This is a genomic window from Xanthomonas sp. LMG 12462, from assembly GCF_009192885.1.
GTDB lineage: Bacteria > Pseudomonadota > Gammaproteobacteria > Xanthomonadales > Xanthomonadaceae > Xanthomonas_A > Xanthomonas_A sontii.
Window position 1 is genome coordinate 21,128 of sequence record NZ_NMPP01000085.1, and the last position, 14,845, is coordinate 35,972.

The 14,845-nt window shown below is 68.2% G+C and carries 12 protein-coding genes; 2 read left to right on the top strand and 10 right to left on the bottom strand.

Annotated elements, in window-relative coordinates; genetic code table 11:
* From CEK69_RS18820 to CEK69_RS18835, 4 genes are read right to left on the bottom strand one after another with little or no spacing between them, the layout of a single operon-like run.
* Positions 1 to 540, bottom strand: a complete 540-nt coding sequence (locus CEK69_RS18820; protein WP_026143551.1) for a pilus assembly protein PilP — start codon at positions 538 to 540, stop codon at positions 1 to 3.
* On the bottom strand, positions 537 to 1,211 hold the full coding sequence (locus CEK69_RS18825; protein ID WP_017914107.1) for a type 4a pilus biogenesis protein PilO: 675 nt from the start codon (positions 1,209 to 1,211) through the stop codon (positions 537 to 539). Before CEK69_RS18825 ends, CEK69_RS18820 begins: the two co-directional genes overlap by 4 nt.
* Entirely contained in the window at positions 1,208 to 1,999 is a 792-nt protein-coding gene (locus tag CEK69_RS18830; RefSeq protein ID WP_150411212.1) for a PilN domain-containing protein, read from the bottom strand. Before CEK69_RS18830 ends, CEK69_RS18825 begins: the two co-directional genes overlap by 4 nt.
* On the bottom strand, positions 1,999 to 3,057 hold the full coding sequence (locus CEK69_RS18835) for a pilus assembly protein PilM (RefSeq protein WP_017908825.1): 1,059 nt from the start codon (positions 3,055 to 3,057) through the stop codon (positions 1,999 to 2,001). The genes CEK69_RS18830 and CEK69_RS18835 overlap by 1 nt, the downstream gene beginning before the upstream one ends.
* 218 nt (positions 3,058 to 3,275) lie before the next feature.
* Between CEK69_RS18835 and CEK69_RS18840 the strand changes: the two genes are divergently transcribed.
* Positions 3,276 to 5,702 carry a penicillin-binding protein 1A gene (locus tag CEK69_RS18840; protein ID WP_148830004.1) on the top strand — a complete coding sequence of 809 codons (2,427 nt, stop codon included), beginning with the start codon at positions 3,276 to 3,278 and terminating at the stop codon, positions 5,700 to 5,702.
* A 153-nt stretch (positions 5,703 to 5,855) separates the two neighbouring features.
* On the top strand, positions 5,856 to 6,500 hold the full coding sequence (locus tag CEK69_RS18845; RefSeq protein WP_152236124.1) for a hypothetical protein: 645 nt from the start codon (positions 5,856 to 5,858) through the stop codon (positions 6,498 to 6,500).
* A gap of 156 nt (positions 6,501 to 6,656) precedes the next feature.
* Here CEK69_RS18845 and CEK69_RS18850 read toward each other — a convergent pair whose 3' ends face one another.
* The 6 genes from CEK69_RS18850 to CEK69_RS18875 form a co-directional block, all read right to left on the bottom strand.
* Positions 6,657 to 7,946 carry a citrate synthase gene (locus tag CEK69_RS18850; RefSeq protein ID WP_026143410.1) on the bottom strand — a complete coding sequence of 430 codons (1,290 nt, stop codon included), beginning with the start codon at positions 7,944 to 7,946 and terminating at the stop codon, positions 6,657 to 6,659.
* A gap of 290 nt (positions 7,947 to 8,236) precedes the next feature.
* Entirely contained in the window at positions 8,237 to 8,479 is a 243-nt protein-coding gene (locus CEK69_RS18855) for a type B 50S ribosomal protein L31 (protein WP_010341537.1), read from the bottom strand.
* Positions 8,480 to 8,630: 151 nt separating this feature from the next.
* A complete protein-coding gene (locus CEK69_RS18860; RefSeq protein WP_017914112.1) occupies positions 8,631 to 9,569 on the bottom strand; it encodes a nucleoside hydrolase in 939 nt (312 codons plus the stop codon).
* A 200-nt stretch (positions 9,570 to 9,769) separates the two neighbouring features.
* Positions 9,770 to 11,920 (bottom strand): ATP-dependent DNA helicase RecG, encoded by a 2,151-nt coding sequence (recG, locus tag CEK69_RS18865; protein WP_152247343.1) that lies wholly within the window; start codon positions 11,918 to 11,920, stop codon positions 9,770 to 9,772.
* Between the two features lie 9 nt (positions 11,921 to 11,929).
* Positions 11,930 to 12,313, bottom strand: coding sequence for a RidA family protein (locus CEK69_RS18870; protein WP_010341827.1), 384 nt, complete (start codon positions 12,311 to 12,313; stop codon positions 11,930 to 11,932).
* A 307-nt stretch (positions 12,314 to 12,620) separates the two neighbouring features.
* A complete protein-coding gene (locus tag CEK69_RS18875; RefSeq protein WP_017909851.1) occupies positions 12,621 to 14,792 on the bottom strand; it encodes a bifunctional (p)ppGpp synthetase/guanosine-3',5'-bis(diphosphate) 3'-pyrophosphohydrolase in 2,172 nt (723 codons plus the stop codon).
* Positions 14,793 to 14,845 lie beyond the last annotated feature (53 nt).

Below are 14,845 nucleotides of genomic sequence, written 5' to 3' on the forward strand. Positions count from 1 at the left end.
TCATTGATCGTCCAGCGCGACGGAGGCGGGACGTTCCAGCCAGCCGCCGGCGCCATCCGGCACCAGTTCAATCAAATCGATGCGATCCTCGTGCACCCCGGTCACGCGGCCATCGCTCTGCCCCATGTACACGCCCGGACGCACGCGGTAGGTCACCTTGTCCGGCGCCATCACCAGCGCCACCTGGCCCGCGCCGCTGCCCAGCGTGCCGACCATGTTGAGGCTGTCCAGCGGGAACTGTTCCAGCGGTTCCTTGCGGCGGTTCGGATCCGGGCGCAGGCCGCTGCTGCCGTCGGGACTGGCCCAGGCATCGCTGAACGGATCGCGCAGGCCCTGCGCCGCATACTCGAAGGTTTCGAACTGCTGCATCACCGGCAACGGCTCCAGCGGCTGCGCCGGTCGCGCGCGCACTTCCTTCACCCAGTTCTCCAGATTCGGCGCATCGCCCGGCGTGCTGGTGATGGTGCGGCCGCAAGCGCCAAGCACCAGCGCCAGCGCGCCCGCAACGAGAATCCTGACCACCCGATGCTGCCGGCTCATGCGCCACCGCCTTGCTTGCCGGCCTTCTTCGCGGCCGCCGCGGCCTGTTCCTGGTCGGCCATTTCCTTGTCGTCCAGGTAGCGATAGGTCTTGACCGTACCGGACAGCTCCAGCTCGCCGCGCGCGGTGATGCCGTTGCTCTTGTCGCGCGGCTTCAGGTTGATGTCGTGCATGGTCAGGATCACCACCCGCGGCAGCGAGGCCACGCCACTGACGAAGGCGCCGAACTGGTGGTAGCTGCCGACCATGCGCAGGGCGATCGGCTTCTCCGCGTAGAACTCCTTCGGCGACTCCGGGCCCGGCTGGAACAACTCGTTGGTCAGGCCGCTGGACAGCGCGGTCTGCGAGATGTCGATGATCAGATCGGGCATCTCGGTCTTGCTCGGCAGCTGCCGCAGCATCTGCTGCAGCACCTGCTCCATCTGCACCAGTTGCTGCTTCAGCGGCTGCAGGTTCACCGCACGGCTCTGCTCCTTCTCGAAGGAGGCGCGCAGTTCGGTTTCCTTCTGCTCCAGCGCCTGCAACTCGTCGCTCTTGCTGCTGATCAGCAGGAACCAGGACAGGGTCAGGATGAACAGGGTCACCAGCACGCAGAACACGATCTTGGCCTGCTGCGGCCAATTGCCGATGTTGTTGAAATCCAGCTCTTTGATGTTGAATTTCTTGCTCATGACGCCGGTCCCTGTTTCGCTGGCGTGGCGGCGGGTGCCGGCGCGGTGACCGGCGCCGGTGCGGCAGGACTGCCCGCGGCAGGTGCAGGCGCAGGAGCGCCCGGGGCCTGCGCCGGCGGCGTGCCAGGCGCGCCGCCCGCGGGGGCTGCGCCGGGTGTTCCGGGCGCAGCGGAACCCGCAGGTGCCGTCCCGGCGGCGGCCGGATCGGTGCTCTCGCCCGGCACCGGCAGCTTGACCCGCAGCGTGAACACGTACGGCAGCGCCTTGGTATCGACGATCGGCCCCTTGGCTTCCTTCTCCTGGGCCTTGGCCTCGATCACCGTCAGCTCCGGATTGGTCATCCAGCCAGAGCCCTCGAGGTTGCGCATGTAGGTACTGACCCGCGCGTTGGACTGCGAGCGGCCCTCCAGGGTCAGCATGTCGCCTTCCTGCTTCACCGAGGTCAGCACCACGCCGTCGGGAATGGTCCGCACCAGCGAGTCGAACAGGTGCACCATCTGCGAGCGCTTGGCCTGCAGTTCCTCGATCACCTGCTTGCGCGCCAGCAGGCGGCGCTTCTTCTCGTCGAGGGTGTCGATTTCCTTGTTCTGCGCCTGGACCTTCTCGATCTCGGCCTGCAGATACGCGTTGCGCTCGTTCTGGCCGCTGATCTGCAAGTCGTAGTAGAACCAGATCAGCCCCGCCAGCAGCACCCCGGCGAACGCGGCCAGGCCAAGCATCGAATAGAACTCGCGTTCGCGCTGCTTGCGCCGTTCCGCCCGCCAGGGCAGCAGATTGATCTTCGCCATCAGTCGAAGCTCCTCAGCGCCAGGCCGGTGGCGATCATCAGCGCCGGCGCGTCCTGGGCCAGCGCATGCGCCTGCACCTTCGGCCCCAGGGTCATCTGCGCCAACGGGTTGGCGACCACCGTGGCCACGCCCAGTTGCTCCTCCACCATCTCCGGCAATCCGGCCAGGGCGGCGCAGCCGCCGGCCAGCACGATATGGTCGACGCGGTTGAATTCGCTGCCGGCATAGAAGAACTGCAGCAGGCGGCTGATCTGCTGCACCGTGGCTTCCTTGAACGGCTCCAGCACCTCGACCTCGTAGCTTTCCGGCAGCCCGCCCTGGCGCTTGGCCATGCCGGCTTCCTCGTAGGTCAGGCCGTAGCGGCGCATCACTTCGTCGGTCAGCTGCTTGCCGCCGAACACCTGCTCGCGGCTGTACAGGCTGCGCCCGCCACGCAGGACATTGAGGGTGGTCATGGTGGCGCCGATGTCGACCAGGGCGACGATGCCGTCGGCGGCCACCGGCAACTCGCTGGCCACCAGCGCGAAGGCGTTCTCGACCGCGAAGGCCTCCACGTCCATCACCTTGGCCACCAGCCCGCCCAGTTCCAGGGCCGACTGGCGCAGTTCCACGTTCTCCGAGCGCGAGGCGGCCAGCAGTACCTGCACCATCTCGGGGTTGTTGGGGATGACGCCCAGCACCTCGAAATCCAGGTTCACTTCGTCGATCGGGTACGGGATGTAGTTCACCGCCTCCAGCTCGACCTGGGCTTCCAGCTCGCTCTCGTCCAGCTCGGCCGGCATCGGGATCACCTTGGTGATCACCGCCGAACCGGCCACGGCGGCCGCGGCATGCTTGGCGCGGGTACCGGAACGGGTCACGGCGCGGCGGATCGCCTCGCCCACCGCCTCGACCTCGACGATGTTCTTCTCGACCACGGCATTGGGCGGCAAGGGTTCGACGGCGTAATGCTCGACCCGGAACCGGTTGCCGTTACGCGAAAGCTGCAGCAGCTTGACCGCGGTCGAGCTGATGTCGATGCCGATCAGCGGCTGCTGACTCTTTGGGATAAGCCCCACGGATTTTCCCCTGCCGGCGGGCACTTGGACGCCAATGTTGCGCCAGCGCATTAATAACAAATTTTTTGCAATTGGCAACCGCCCGGTTGCATGTCGCGATCCGTGTCACGGCATGACCTGCGGCAGCAAACCCGTCGCATCCCCGGAACCGGCCCCAGCCGTTCCCCGGCGTACTCTATACTCTGCGCCCAAGAAATCTGCAATCGGAATCTCTCGCGATGCCCCGTTTTCGTCGTTGGCTGCGCTGGGCGCTGGTCTTGTTCGTCCTCCTTGGCCTGGTCGGCGCCGCCGTGGCAGGCGGGCTGTACTACGTCGTCTCCTCCAAGCTCCCGGACGTGCAGACCCTGCGCAAGGTCGAACTGCAGGAGCCGATGTACGTCTACTCCAGCGACGGCAAGCTGATGGCGCTGTTCGGCGAGACCCGGCGCTACCCCATCACCATGAAGGACGTGCCGGAGCGGCTGAAGCAGGCCTTCCTGGCCACCGAGGATGCCCGGTTCTACGAGCATGGCGGGGTCGACTACAAGGGCATCGCCCGCGCGGTGTGGCTGCTGGCCACCACCAACGACAAGCGCGTACCGGGCGGCTCCACCATCACCCAGCAGGTGGCCCGCCAGTTCTTCCTGAGCTCGGAATACAGCTACACCCGCAAGCTGGCGGAGATCCTGCTGGCGCGCAAGATCGAGGCCGAGCTGACCAAGGACGAGATCTTCGAGCTGTATCTCAACAAGAGCTTCTTCGGCAACCGCGCCTACGGCGTCGCCGCCGCCGCCGAGTACTACTACGGCAAGAAGCTCAACGAGCTGAGCCTGGACGAGATGGCCTCGCTGGCCGGCATCCCCAAGTTCCCCTCCAGCGGCAACCCGATCAGCAACCCCGAGCGCGCCAAGCAGCGCCGCGACAACTATGTGCTCAGCCGCATGGCCGCGCTGGGCTTCATCACCCCGGCCGAGGCCGAGGCGGCCAAGGCGGTGCCGATGCACGCCGCGCCGCACGAGCGCCCGGTCGAGGTCGAGGCCCCGTACGTGGCCGAGCTGGTGCGCCAGGAAATGATCGCGCGCTTCGGCGGCGACGTGCTGGACAAGGGCTACCACGTCTACACCAGCATCGATGCGACCCTGCAGGCCGCCGCCAACCATGCCGTGCGCCAGGGCCTGGTCGTCTACGATCGCCGCCACGGCTGGCATGGAGTGGAAAAGCATTTCGACGTCCCGGCCACTGCCGATGCGGCGGCCCTGGCCAGCCACCTGAGCGGCGTCTACGCGCAAGGCGGGATGCTGCCCAGCATCGTCGCCGGCACCGGCAGCGACGGCAGCGCCACCGTGGTGCTCGCCAACAAGACCGAGCTGGTGCTGCCGGTGGCCGCCAGCCGCTGGACCGGGCGCAGCCCCGCCACCCTGCTCAAGCGCGGCGACCTGGTGCGCATCCAGGAAGGCGACAAGCCGGGCGAATGGGAGATCACCCAGATCCCGCGCGGCCAGGCCGCGCTGGTGTCGCTGGACGCCAACAACGGCGCGCTGCGCGCCATGGTCGGCGGCTTCAGCTACGCCGGCAACAAGTTCAACCGCGCCACCCAGGCGCGCCGCCAGCCCGGCTCCAGCTTCAAGCCGTTCCTGTACGCGGCCTCGTTCGAGAAGGGCTTCAACCCGGCCTCGATCGTGCTCGACGCACCGGTGGTGTTCCGCGACCGCCGCGGCAAGACCTGGTCGCCGCAGAACGACGGCGGCGGCTTCCGCGGCCCGATGCGCCTGCGCGAGGCGCTGGTGCAGTCGCGCAACCTGGTCTCGGTGCGCCTGCTGGACGCCATCGGCGTGGACTTCGCGCGCAAGTACATCAGCCAGTTCGGCTTCCAGGAAGCCGAGTTGCCGCCGAACCTGTCGATGTCGCTGGGCACCGCCTCGCTGACTCCGCTGTCGGTGGCGCGCGGGTACACCGTGTTCGCCAACGGCGGCTCGCTGGTCAACACCTGGATCATCGACAAGGTCACCGACCGCGACGGCAATGTCCTGTTCCAGGAACATCCGCTGACCGCCTGCCGCAGTTGCGGCAGCGTCGGCGGCAACGCCGCACCGGTCAGCCAGGTCGTCGACGGCTTCAACTTCGGCGCGGCCACGCCGCCGCCGGCGGCCAAGCCGGCAGAGCCCGCGGCCACGGCGGCTGCCGCCGAGAAGCCCGCCGACCCCGAGGCCAAGGTGGCGCCGCGCGCCATCGACGAGCGCACCGCCTATCAATTGGTGTCGATGATGCGCGACGTGGTCCAGCGCGGCACCGGCACCGCCGCCAAGGTGCTCGGCCGCGAGGACGTGGGCGGCAAGACCGGCTCGACCAACGACCATCGCGACGCCTGGTTCTCCGGCTTCGGCGGCCCGTACGTGACCACCGTGTGGGTCGGTCGCGACGACTACCGCTCGCTCGGCTACCGCGAATACGGCGGCAAGGCGGCGCTGCCGATCTGGATCGACTACATGCGGGTCGCGCTGAAGGATCAGCCGATCGCCCGCAACGATCCGCCGGGCGGCATGGTCCAGGTCAGCCTCAACGGCGCCACGGAATGGGTCAAGACCGAGGACATGGACCGCATCCAGCAGTTCGACGAAAGCCTGCAGGACCAGAAGACCGACGACGCGGCATTCGACATCTTCTGATCGCGTCGCGTTCCCCCGCCCCGGCGCTCGCCGGGGCAGTTCCCGCCGGGCGCGCCTCGCCCGGCGGACGCCGCCTCAGGCAGCGGCGCCGGCTACACCCGAATTTCGCAAGGCTGCGGTACAGTCGGGGCAGGCTTTGAGGGGAGGCGCACCATGCACCACGCTCGGCAACACGCCCGGACCCGCACGCACGAACGCCGCCGCCGGCTTGCGCATGAAGCCGCCCGGCTGATGGCCGAAGGCGGCATCCGCGATTTCCACCAGGCCAAGCTCAAGGCCGCCGACCGGCTCGGCATCCACGACGACGCCTCGCTGCCGCGCAACAGCGAGATCGAGGACGCCCTGCGCGAATACCAGCGGCTGTTCGCCGGCCCCGACCATGCCGGCGAACTGCGCCGGCGCCGCGAGGCGGCGCTGCGCGCGATGGACTTCCTGCACGCCTTCGCGCCACGCCTGGCCGGACCGGTGCACGACGGTACCGCCGACGCCAACAGTCCGGTGCAACTGCACCTGCACAGCGACGACACCGAGGCGGTGGCACGTTTTCTCGAAGAACACCGGATCCCGGCCGAACTGCGCAGCCGCCGCCTGCGCCTGGACCGCGAGCGCAGCGAGGACTTCCCTGTGTGGCTGTTCACCGCCGAGGAACTGACCTTCGACCTGACCGTGCTGCCCTACGACGCGCTGCGCCAGGCGCCGCTGTCGCAGGTGGACGAAAAGCCGATGCGCCGCGCCTCGATGCCGCAACTGCGACAACTGCTGACCGAGCAGGACATCGCCGACTACCGGTACGGCTGAGCGGCAACGCACAGCGCGTCGGCTGCGGCGGGCGCCGTGCCACCTCGCATGCGCGTGGCGCGCGCGAGGAGGCGGATGTCAGCCATTCCCCGCTTCGACCGCGCAAACAAAAACGCCCCGCGAAGCGGGGCGTTCCTGATGCCATGAGGCGATCGATCAGCGCTTGTCGGCGCTGGTGTAGTCGCGCTTGTCGTAGCCGGTGTAGATCTGGCGCGGACGGCCGATCTTCATTTCCGGGTCGACCTGCTGCTCCAGCCAATGCGAGACCCAGCCGGCGGTACGGGCGATGGCGAACATCACGGTGAACATCTCCACCGGAATGTTCAGCGCCTTGTAGATGATGCCCGAGTAGAAGTCGACGTTCGGGTACAGCTTGCGCTGCACGAAGTAGTCGTCCTTCAGCGCGGCCTCTTCCAGCTTCAGCGCCACTTCCAGCAGCGGGTCGTTGACGCCCAGCTCGCCCAGCACCTTGTGGGTCATCTCGCGGATGATCTTCGCGCGCGGGTCGAAGTTCTTGTACACGCGGTGGCCGAAGCCCATCAGGCGGAAGCTCGAGTTCTTGTCCTTGGCCTTGGCCACGGCGCTCTCGACGTTGTCGGCGGTGCCGATCTCTTCCAGCATCTTCAGCACGGCTTCGTTGGCGCCGCCGTGCGCCGGGCCCCACAGCGCGGTGATGCCCGCGGCGACCGAGGCGTACGGATTGGCGCCGGTGGAACCGACCAGACGCACGGTCGAGGTCGAGGCGTTCTGCTCGTGGTCGGCGTGCAGGATGAACAGCAGGTCCAGAGCCTTGGCCACGACCGGGTTCATCTGCAGTTGCTCGCTCGGCACCTCGAACATCATGTGCAGGAAGCGCTCGACGTAGCCGAGGTTGTTGCGTGGGTAGCGGATCGGCCAACCGATGGAGTAGCGGTAGGCGGCGGCGGCGATGGTCGGCACCTTGGCGATCAGACGGATCGCGGCCAGGCGGCGCTGCTCCGGATCGTTGAGGTCGAGGGTGTCGTGGTAGAACGCCGACAGCGAGGCCACGGTACCGGCCATCATCGCCATCGGGTGCGCGTCGTGGCGGAAGCCGCCGAGGAAGTTCTTCAGCGACTCGTGCATCATCGTGTGATGCGTCACTTCGTGGTCGAACTTCTTGAATTCGTCGGCGGTGGGCAGCTCGCCGTTCATCAGCAGATAGGCCACTTCGAGGAAGTTGGACTTCTCGGCCAGCTGCTCGATCGGGTAGCCGCGGTACAGCAGCACGCCGTTGTCGCCGTCGATGTAGGTGATCGCCGACTTGCAGCTGGCGGTCGCGGTGAAGCCCGAGTCGTAGGTGAAGAGACCGGTCTCCTTGGTCAACTTGGAAATGTCGACGCAATCGTTGCCCAGGGTGGGCTTGAGTACCGGAAGAACGACCGACTTGTCGCCGGCGTTCAACGTGACCTGATCAAGATCGGACACAGTGTGCGCTCCTCGATGGAAGGCGCCTGTCCGATTACGTTGCGAACAGACGCGTGAAGGAAGTCCACGGCAATCGCCACGGATCGCGCCATTATCGCACAGCAGCATTTGCGTCGTCGCTCACCCCTCATGCTGCACGATGGCGACAGGAAAGCGACACAGCGTTGCATCCTCGCCGCACTTTCACGGAAGGATGACACCGGCGCGTCAACGCCGGGAAGACAGGATGTGGCGGATAGCAAAACGGCCGCGCAAGCGGCCGTCGCTTTACATCCGTTAGACGGTTCCGATCAGCGCGCGTAGCGCTTCTGGAACTTGTCGATGCGGCCGCTGGTGTCGATGACCTTGTGCTTGCCCGTGTAGAACGGGTGCGAAGCCGAGGAGATTTCGACCTTGATCAGCGGATACTCTTCGCCGTCCTCCCACTTGACCGTCTCTTTCGAGGACATGGTCGAACGGGTCAGGATCTTGAAATCGGAGGTGACATCGTGGAACACGACGTCGCGGTACTGGGGATGGATGTCGGCCTTCATGGGCTCGCACCGTAGGTGGCTGCTGGACAAGAGGGAAACTATAACAGCCCTGCCGCCCTGCACGCAACGTTTACGTGAAGGCAAGTGAGGTGACGGCTCGCGGCTGTTCTACCACTGGGGTCCCGCCCGGAGCCGGGCGGGACCGCCAGGCTCAGCCGGCGCCGACCGCCGCGCGGGCCAGGCCCAGGAAACGGGCGTGGTCGTAGCGGATGAGCATGGTCGCGTTGTCCGGCAGGCCCAGCTGGCGGTTCCAGTCGACCAGGGTGGCGCCGCGGGTATGCACCCCGGACAGCTCGATCTGCATCGGCCGCGACTGCACCTCCTCGGCGCCGTCGGGCTGCAGCGCCCAGGCCATCGCCAGCGCGTCGGCGGCATACCAGTGCTCGCCGCGGGCGTCCTCCGACCACAGCCGGGTCTTGCGCGAGATCAGCTCGTAGAAGCGCGCCTTGGGCGCATCCACCGCCAGCCACTGCTCGACCTCGCGGTGCGGCAGGCCGTGCGCCACGGTCGCCTCCCAATCCGCCACTTCGATGTGCGGGAACGCCTTGAACACGATGTGCGCGGCTTCCGGGTCGAAGGCGATGTTGAACTCGGCGGCCGGGGTGATGTTGCCGTGGCAGGTGATCGCCCCGCCCATCACCAGGAAGCGGCCGACGCGCTGCGGCAGGGTCGGGTCCAGCTTCAGCGCCAGCGCGATGTTGGTCAGCGGCCCCAGCGCGACCAGCAGCAGGCGCCCGGCGTACTGGTGCGACAGGCGCAGGATCGCCAGCGCGGCATGCTCGGCCTCGGCGCCGCGCGCGGCCGGCGGCAGGTCGACGTCGCCGAAACCGTCCTGACCGTGCACGTGCCCGGCGTCCACCGACGGGTGCAGCAGCGGATCGGCGCAGCCGGCGAACACCGGCACATCCTCGCGCCCGGCCACCTCGCACAGCTTCAGCGCATTGCGCACGGTGTGGCGCAGGCCGACGTTGCCGGCGGCGATGGTCAGCCCGACCACCTCGTGGCGCGGATCGGCGAAGGCCATCAGCAGCGCCAGCGCGTCGTCCACGCCGGGGTCGGTATCGATCAACAGGGGAATCTTGTCGCTCATGCGTCGCTTCGCTCATCCATTCGGCCGCCGAGTCTGGCACTGCCGGGCAGGCATGGGAAGGCGCGGGGATTGGGGAGTCGGGATGACCAGCCATTCGGCTGTTGAAAGCGGGGATTCGCAAAGGCGACACCACCACGTTTCTCCCCGAAGGAGCGGCCGCTTTTACGAATCCCCAATTCCCAATGCCGAATCCCAGCCCCTCAGGCCCCGGCAAACCGCACCGCCCCACCGACCCAGCGCGCGACGATGCGGTCGGCCAGGACCGGCGCTTCCTCCAGCAGCCGGTCGGCCAGCGCGTGCACGCGCGGCAGCAGGCCAGCGTCGCGGGCCAGGTCGGCCACGCGGAACGCGGCCAGGCCGGTCTGGCGGGTGCCGAGCAGTTCGCCGGGACCGCGCAGTTCCAGATCCTTCTCGGCGATGACGAAGCCGTCGTTGGTCTGGCGCATGGTTTCCAGACGCTGCCGCGCCATCGCCGACAGCGGCGCCTGGTACATGAGCACGCAGCTCGACGCCGCCGCGCCGCGCCCGACCCGCCCGCGCAACTGGTGCAGCTGCGCCAGCCCCAGGCGTTCGGCGTTCTCGATGATCATCAGCGAGGCGTTGGGCACGTCCACGCCGACCTCGATGACCGTGGTGGCGACCAGCAGGTCGATCTCGCCCTGCTTGAACGCGCGCATCGCCACCTGCTTCTCCGCCGGCTTCATGCGTCCGTGGACCAGGCCCACGCGCAGTTCCGGCAACTGCGCCGACAACGCTTCGAAGGTGGCCTGCGCGGCGCTGGCCTCGAGCCGGTTGCCGGCGCCGCCGCCCTGCGCGGATTTCTCGTTGTCCTCGGCCTCTTCGATCAGGGTGCAGACCCAGTAGGCCTGGCGGCCTTCGGCGCAGGCCACACGGATGCGCTGCACCAGCTCGGGACGGCGCTCGGCGTTGAGCACGATGGTCTGCACCGGCGTGCGTCCCGGCGGCAGTTCGTCGATCGAGGAGACGTCCAGATCGGCATAGGCGGCCATCGCCAGGGTGCGCGGGATCGGCGTGGCGGTCATCACCAGTTGATGCGGCACGCCCGCACCGGAAGCGCCCTTGTCGCGCAGCGCCAGGCGCTGGTGCACGCCGAAGCGGTGCTGCTCGTCGACGATGGCCAGGGCCAGGTCGTGGAAGCGCACCGCCTCCTGCATCAGCGCGTGCGTGCCGACCACCACCTGCGCCTCGCCCGAGGCGATCTGCGCCAGGGTCGCGCTGCGCGCCTTTCCGGTGACCTTGCCGGCCAGCCAGGCCACACGCACGCCCAGCGGCTCCAGCCAACCGCGCAGGTTGGCCAGATGCTGTTCGGCGAGCAGTTCGGTGGGCGCCGCCAGCGCCGCCTGCTTGCGCTTGTCCACCGCCAGCATCGCCGCCAGCGCGGCGACCACAGTCTTGCCGCTGCCGACGTCGCCCTGCACCAGCCGCAGCATCGGCGTCGGCCGCTCCAGGTCGGCGCGGATCTGCGCGAACACGCGTTGCTGCGCACCGGTCAGTTGGAACGGCAGCGACTGCTGCAGGCGCTTGGCCAGCAGCCCGCGGCCGCGCAGCGACGGCGCCGGCTGGCACTGCATGGCGATGCGCTGGCGGCGCAGGCTCAGGTGATGCGCGAGCAGTTCCTCCAGCGCCAGGCGCTGCTGCGCCGGATGCAGGCCGGCGGCGAGCGCGGCCAGGTCGGCCTGCGGCGGCGGCCGGTGCGCGACCAGCAACGCACTGCGCAGCGACGGCAGACCAAGTTCGCTCAGCAGCGACGCCGGCAGCAGCTCCAGTGCCGCCTCCTCCGGCAGCCGGTCCAGCGCCTGGCCGATCAGCCGGCGCACGGTCGCCGGACCGACGCCCTCCACCGCCGGGTACACCGGATCCAGGCGATCGCCCAGCGCCGCATCGTCGCCCTCGCCGAGGATCTGGTAGCTGGGATGCACGAACTCCAGCCCGTGCTGGCCCGGCTTGGGCGTGCCGAAGGCGCGCAAGCGCGCGCCGACCGCGAACTGCGCCGCCTGCGCGGCACGGAACTGGAAGAAGCGCAGCACCAGGGTGCCGCGCGACTCGTCGGCCACCGCCACGCGCAGCATCGGCCGGTAGCGGAAGCCGCGGTCCACCGCCTGCACCCGCCCCTCGATCTGGGCGGGCACGCCCGGCTGCAGCGCCGCCACCGTGGTCAGGCGGGTGCGGTCCTCATAGCGCAGCGGCAGGTGCAGCCACAGGTCCTGCAGGGTGGACAGACCGCGCGCGGCGAATTTCTCCGCCAGCTTGGGACCGACGCCGGGCAGCGTGGTCAGCGGCGCCTCGCCTGCCGCCGACAGCGCCGGCGCCGGAACCTGCACGCGCGGCACGGCGGGGGATCAGTCCAGCACCATCACCGCGTCCACTTCGAAGCCCGCGCCCTTGGGCAGCGCCGAGACTTCGATGGTGGAACGCGCGGGGAACGGCGCCTGGAAGTAGTCCTGCATGACCGCATTGACCTGCGCGAACTGCGCCAGGTCGGTGAGGTACAGCCCCAGGCGCACGATGCGGTCCAGCGAGCCGCCGGCCGCCTCGGCCACCGCCTGCAGGTTGTCGAAGGCGCGCCGCGCCTGCGCGGCGATGTCGCCGGCGACGATCTCGCCGGTGGCCGGATCCAGCGGGATCTGCCCGGAGAAGTACACGGTGTTGCCGGCGCGCACGGCCTGCGAATACGGGCCGATCGCGGCCGGTGCACGGTCGGTATGGATGATCTGGCGGGACATGGCGACTCCGTTGGAAGAATGTCCGCCTAGTTTAGCTGGCGTGCGTGGTTGGGGATTGGGGATTTGGGAGCATGACCGTGACAGGATCGCGACCAAGCGTTTTTCGCAGGCGTCGACTGTCATGCAGCCGCGTTGGCAGGCGGCGCGGACGATGCCCGATCACGTGCACTGGCACGAAGCCCCAGTCCATTCCTTGTGGGAGCGGCTTCAGCCACGACGAGTGAAGCAGAAAGCCGCCTGACACCATCACGCGTCGGGACTGAAGTCCCTCCCACAAGAACTCCCGACCCATTCCGCCCGGCACCGCCTACTGGCGGCGCACGCTCTGCACCGCATTCAAGCGCCGCAGCCGGCGCATCACTTCGGCCAGGTGGTTGCGGTCGCGCACCTGGATGTTGAAGCGCAGCACCGCGGCGTTGAAGTCGCGGTCCAGGTAGTCGACGCGCTCGATGTTGGACTGGCTCTGCGCGATCGCCGCGGCCAGTTGCGCGAGCACGCCGGTGCGGTTCTCCACGTCCACCACCAGCGCGGTGTCGTAGTCGCCGATGACGCTGGTATCCCAGCCGATCGGCACCCAGCGCTCGGGCGACTTGCGCAGTTCGGCCAGGTTCGGACAGTCCAGGCGATGCACCACGATGCCCTTGCCGGCGGTGTGGTAGCCCATGATCTCGTCGCCGGGAATCGGCTGGCAGCAATTGGCGAAGCTGACCACGCCGCGCTCGGTGCCGTTGATCAGGATCTTTTCCTGCGAGTGCTTGGAATGGCCGCCGCCGCGCAGTTCGGCATACGCCATCAGCGCCTGCGCGGCCTGGTTGGGCATCCAGTTGCCCAGGGCGACATCGGCCAGCAGCGCCTCCAGACGCGGGTAGCGGTGTTCGCTGAGGAAGGAATCCAGGCGCCCCTTGGGCAGCCGCTCCAGCGAGCTGTCCATCGCCTCCAGCGCGCGATCGAGCATGCGATGGCCGAGCTGCACCGCGTCCTCGTGTTCGAGCTGCTTGAGCTGGTGGCGGATCGCGGTGCGCGCCTTGCTGCTGACCACGAACTCCAGCCACTGCGGCTTGGGCGTGGCCGAGCGCGCGGTGATCACTTCCACCGTCTGTCCGCTGACCAGCTTGGTGCGCAGCGGCACCAGCTTCTTGTCCACGCGCGAGGCCACCGCGCGGTTGCCGACGTCGGTGTGCACCGCATAGGCGAAGTCCAGCGCAGTGGAATTGCGCGGCAGCGCCAGGATCTTGCCCTTGGGCGTGAACAGGTAGACCTCGTCCGGGAACAGGTCGACCTTGACGTTGTCCAGGAACTCCAGCGAGGAGCCGGCGGCGCGCTGCGATTCGATCAGTTCGACGATCCACGCATGCGCGCGGCTCTGCGCGCTGTTGGGCGAGTCGCCGCCGAACTTGTAGGTCCAGTGCGCGGCCACGCCGCGTTCGGCGATCAGATCCATTTCCTCGGTGCGGATCTGCACCTCGATCGGCGAGCCGTAAGGCCCGAACAGCACCGTGTGCAGCGACTGGTAGCCGTTGGCCTTGGGAATGGCGATGAAGTCGCGGAAGCGCGCGTCCAGCGGCTTGAAGGTGGCGTGCACCGCGCCGAGGGCGTGGTAGCAGTCGGGCACGCCGCGCACCACCAGGCGGAAGCCGAACACATCCATCACCTGGTCGAAGGATTTGTTCTCGTCGCGCATCTTGTTGTAGATGCTCCACGGCGTCTTGATCCGGCTCACCAGCCGGTGCTCCAGTCCTTCCTTGGCCAGACGCTGCGACAACTGCACTTCCACCTGCGCCATCGATTCGCGGCGCACCACCGGCTGGCTGCGGATGTGTTTTTCGATGATCGCGTGGCGCCACGGATGCAGCGCGCGGAAGCCGAGGTTCTGCAGCTCGGACTTCATCAGGCTCATGCCCAGGCGCTGAGCGATCGGCGCGTAGATCTCCAGGGTCTCGCGGGCGATGCGGCTGCGCGCCTCGGCGCTCTGCGCGCCCAGCGTGCGCATGTTGTGCAGGCGATCGGCGAGCTTGATCATGATCACGCGCAGGTCGCGCGACATCGCTAGCAGCATCTTGCGGAAACTTTCGGCGGCCGCTTCCTGGCGGTCGCGGAACTTGAGCTTGTCCAGCTTGGTGACGCCGTCGACCAGTTCCGCCACCGCCTCGCCGAACTCGGCGGCCAGCTCGGCGCGGGTCAGCGGCGTGTCTTCGATGGTGTCGTGCAGGATCGCCGCGATCAGTGCCTCCACGTCCAGGCCCAGTTCGGCCAGCACCCCGGCCACCGCCACCGGATGGGTGATGTAGGGCTCGCCGGACTTGCGGGTCTGCCCCGCGTGCGCGGCCGCACCGACCTCCCAGGCGCGGCGCAGCAGCGGGATCTGCTCGGGCGGCAGATAGCTGGCGCTGCGTTCGAGCTGCAGGACGTAGTCGGGGACCGCCTCGTCGGCCGACGATGGCGCGGCGTGGGCGACCTGGGCAGAAGGGCCTGGGTTCATGCGGAAAGACTATGCCAGCGGCGCGTGGACGGCAAACCCGCAAAACGAAACAG

Coding starts and splice junctions, on each gene's coding strand:
- CEK69_RS18820 (WP_026143551.1), bottom strand. CDS start 540: ATGAGCCGGCAGCATCGGGTGGTCAGGATTCTCGTTGCGGGCGCGCTG.
- CEK69_RS18825 (WP_017914107.1), bottom strand. CDS start 1,211: ATGAGCAAGAAATTCAACATCAAAGAGCTGGATTTCAACAACATCGGC.
- CEK69_RS18830 (WP_150411212.1), bottom strand. CDS start 1,999: ATGGCGAAGATCAATCTGCTGCCCTGGCGGGCGGAACGGCGCAAGCAG.
- CEK69_RS18840 (WP_148830004.1), top strand. CDS start 3,276: ATGCCCCGTTTTCGTCGTTGGCTGCGCTGGGCGCTGGTCTTGTTCGTC.
- CEK69_RS18845 (WP_152236124.1), top strand. CDS start 5,856: ATGCACCACGCTCGGCAACACGCCCGGACCCGCACGCACGAACGCCGC.
- CEK69_RS18855 (WP_010341537.1), bottom strand. CDS start 8,479: ATGAAGGCCGACATCCATCCCCAGTACCGCGACGTCGTGTTCCACGAT.
- CEK69_RS18860 (WP_017914112.1), bottom strand. CDS start 9,569: ATGAGCGACAAGATTCCCCTGTTGATCGATACCGACCCCGGCGTGGAC.
- CEK69_RS18870 (WP_010341827.1), bottom strand. CDS start 12,313: ATGTCCCGCCAGATCATCCATACCGACCGTGCACCGGCCGCGATCGGC.
- CEK69_RS18875 (WP_017909851.1), bottom strand. CDS start 14,792: ATGAACCCAGGCCCTTCTGCCCAGGTCGCCCACGCCGCGCCATCGTCG.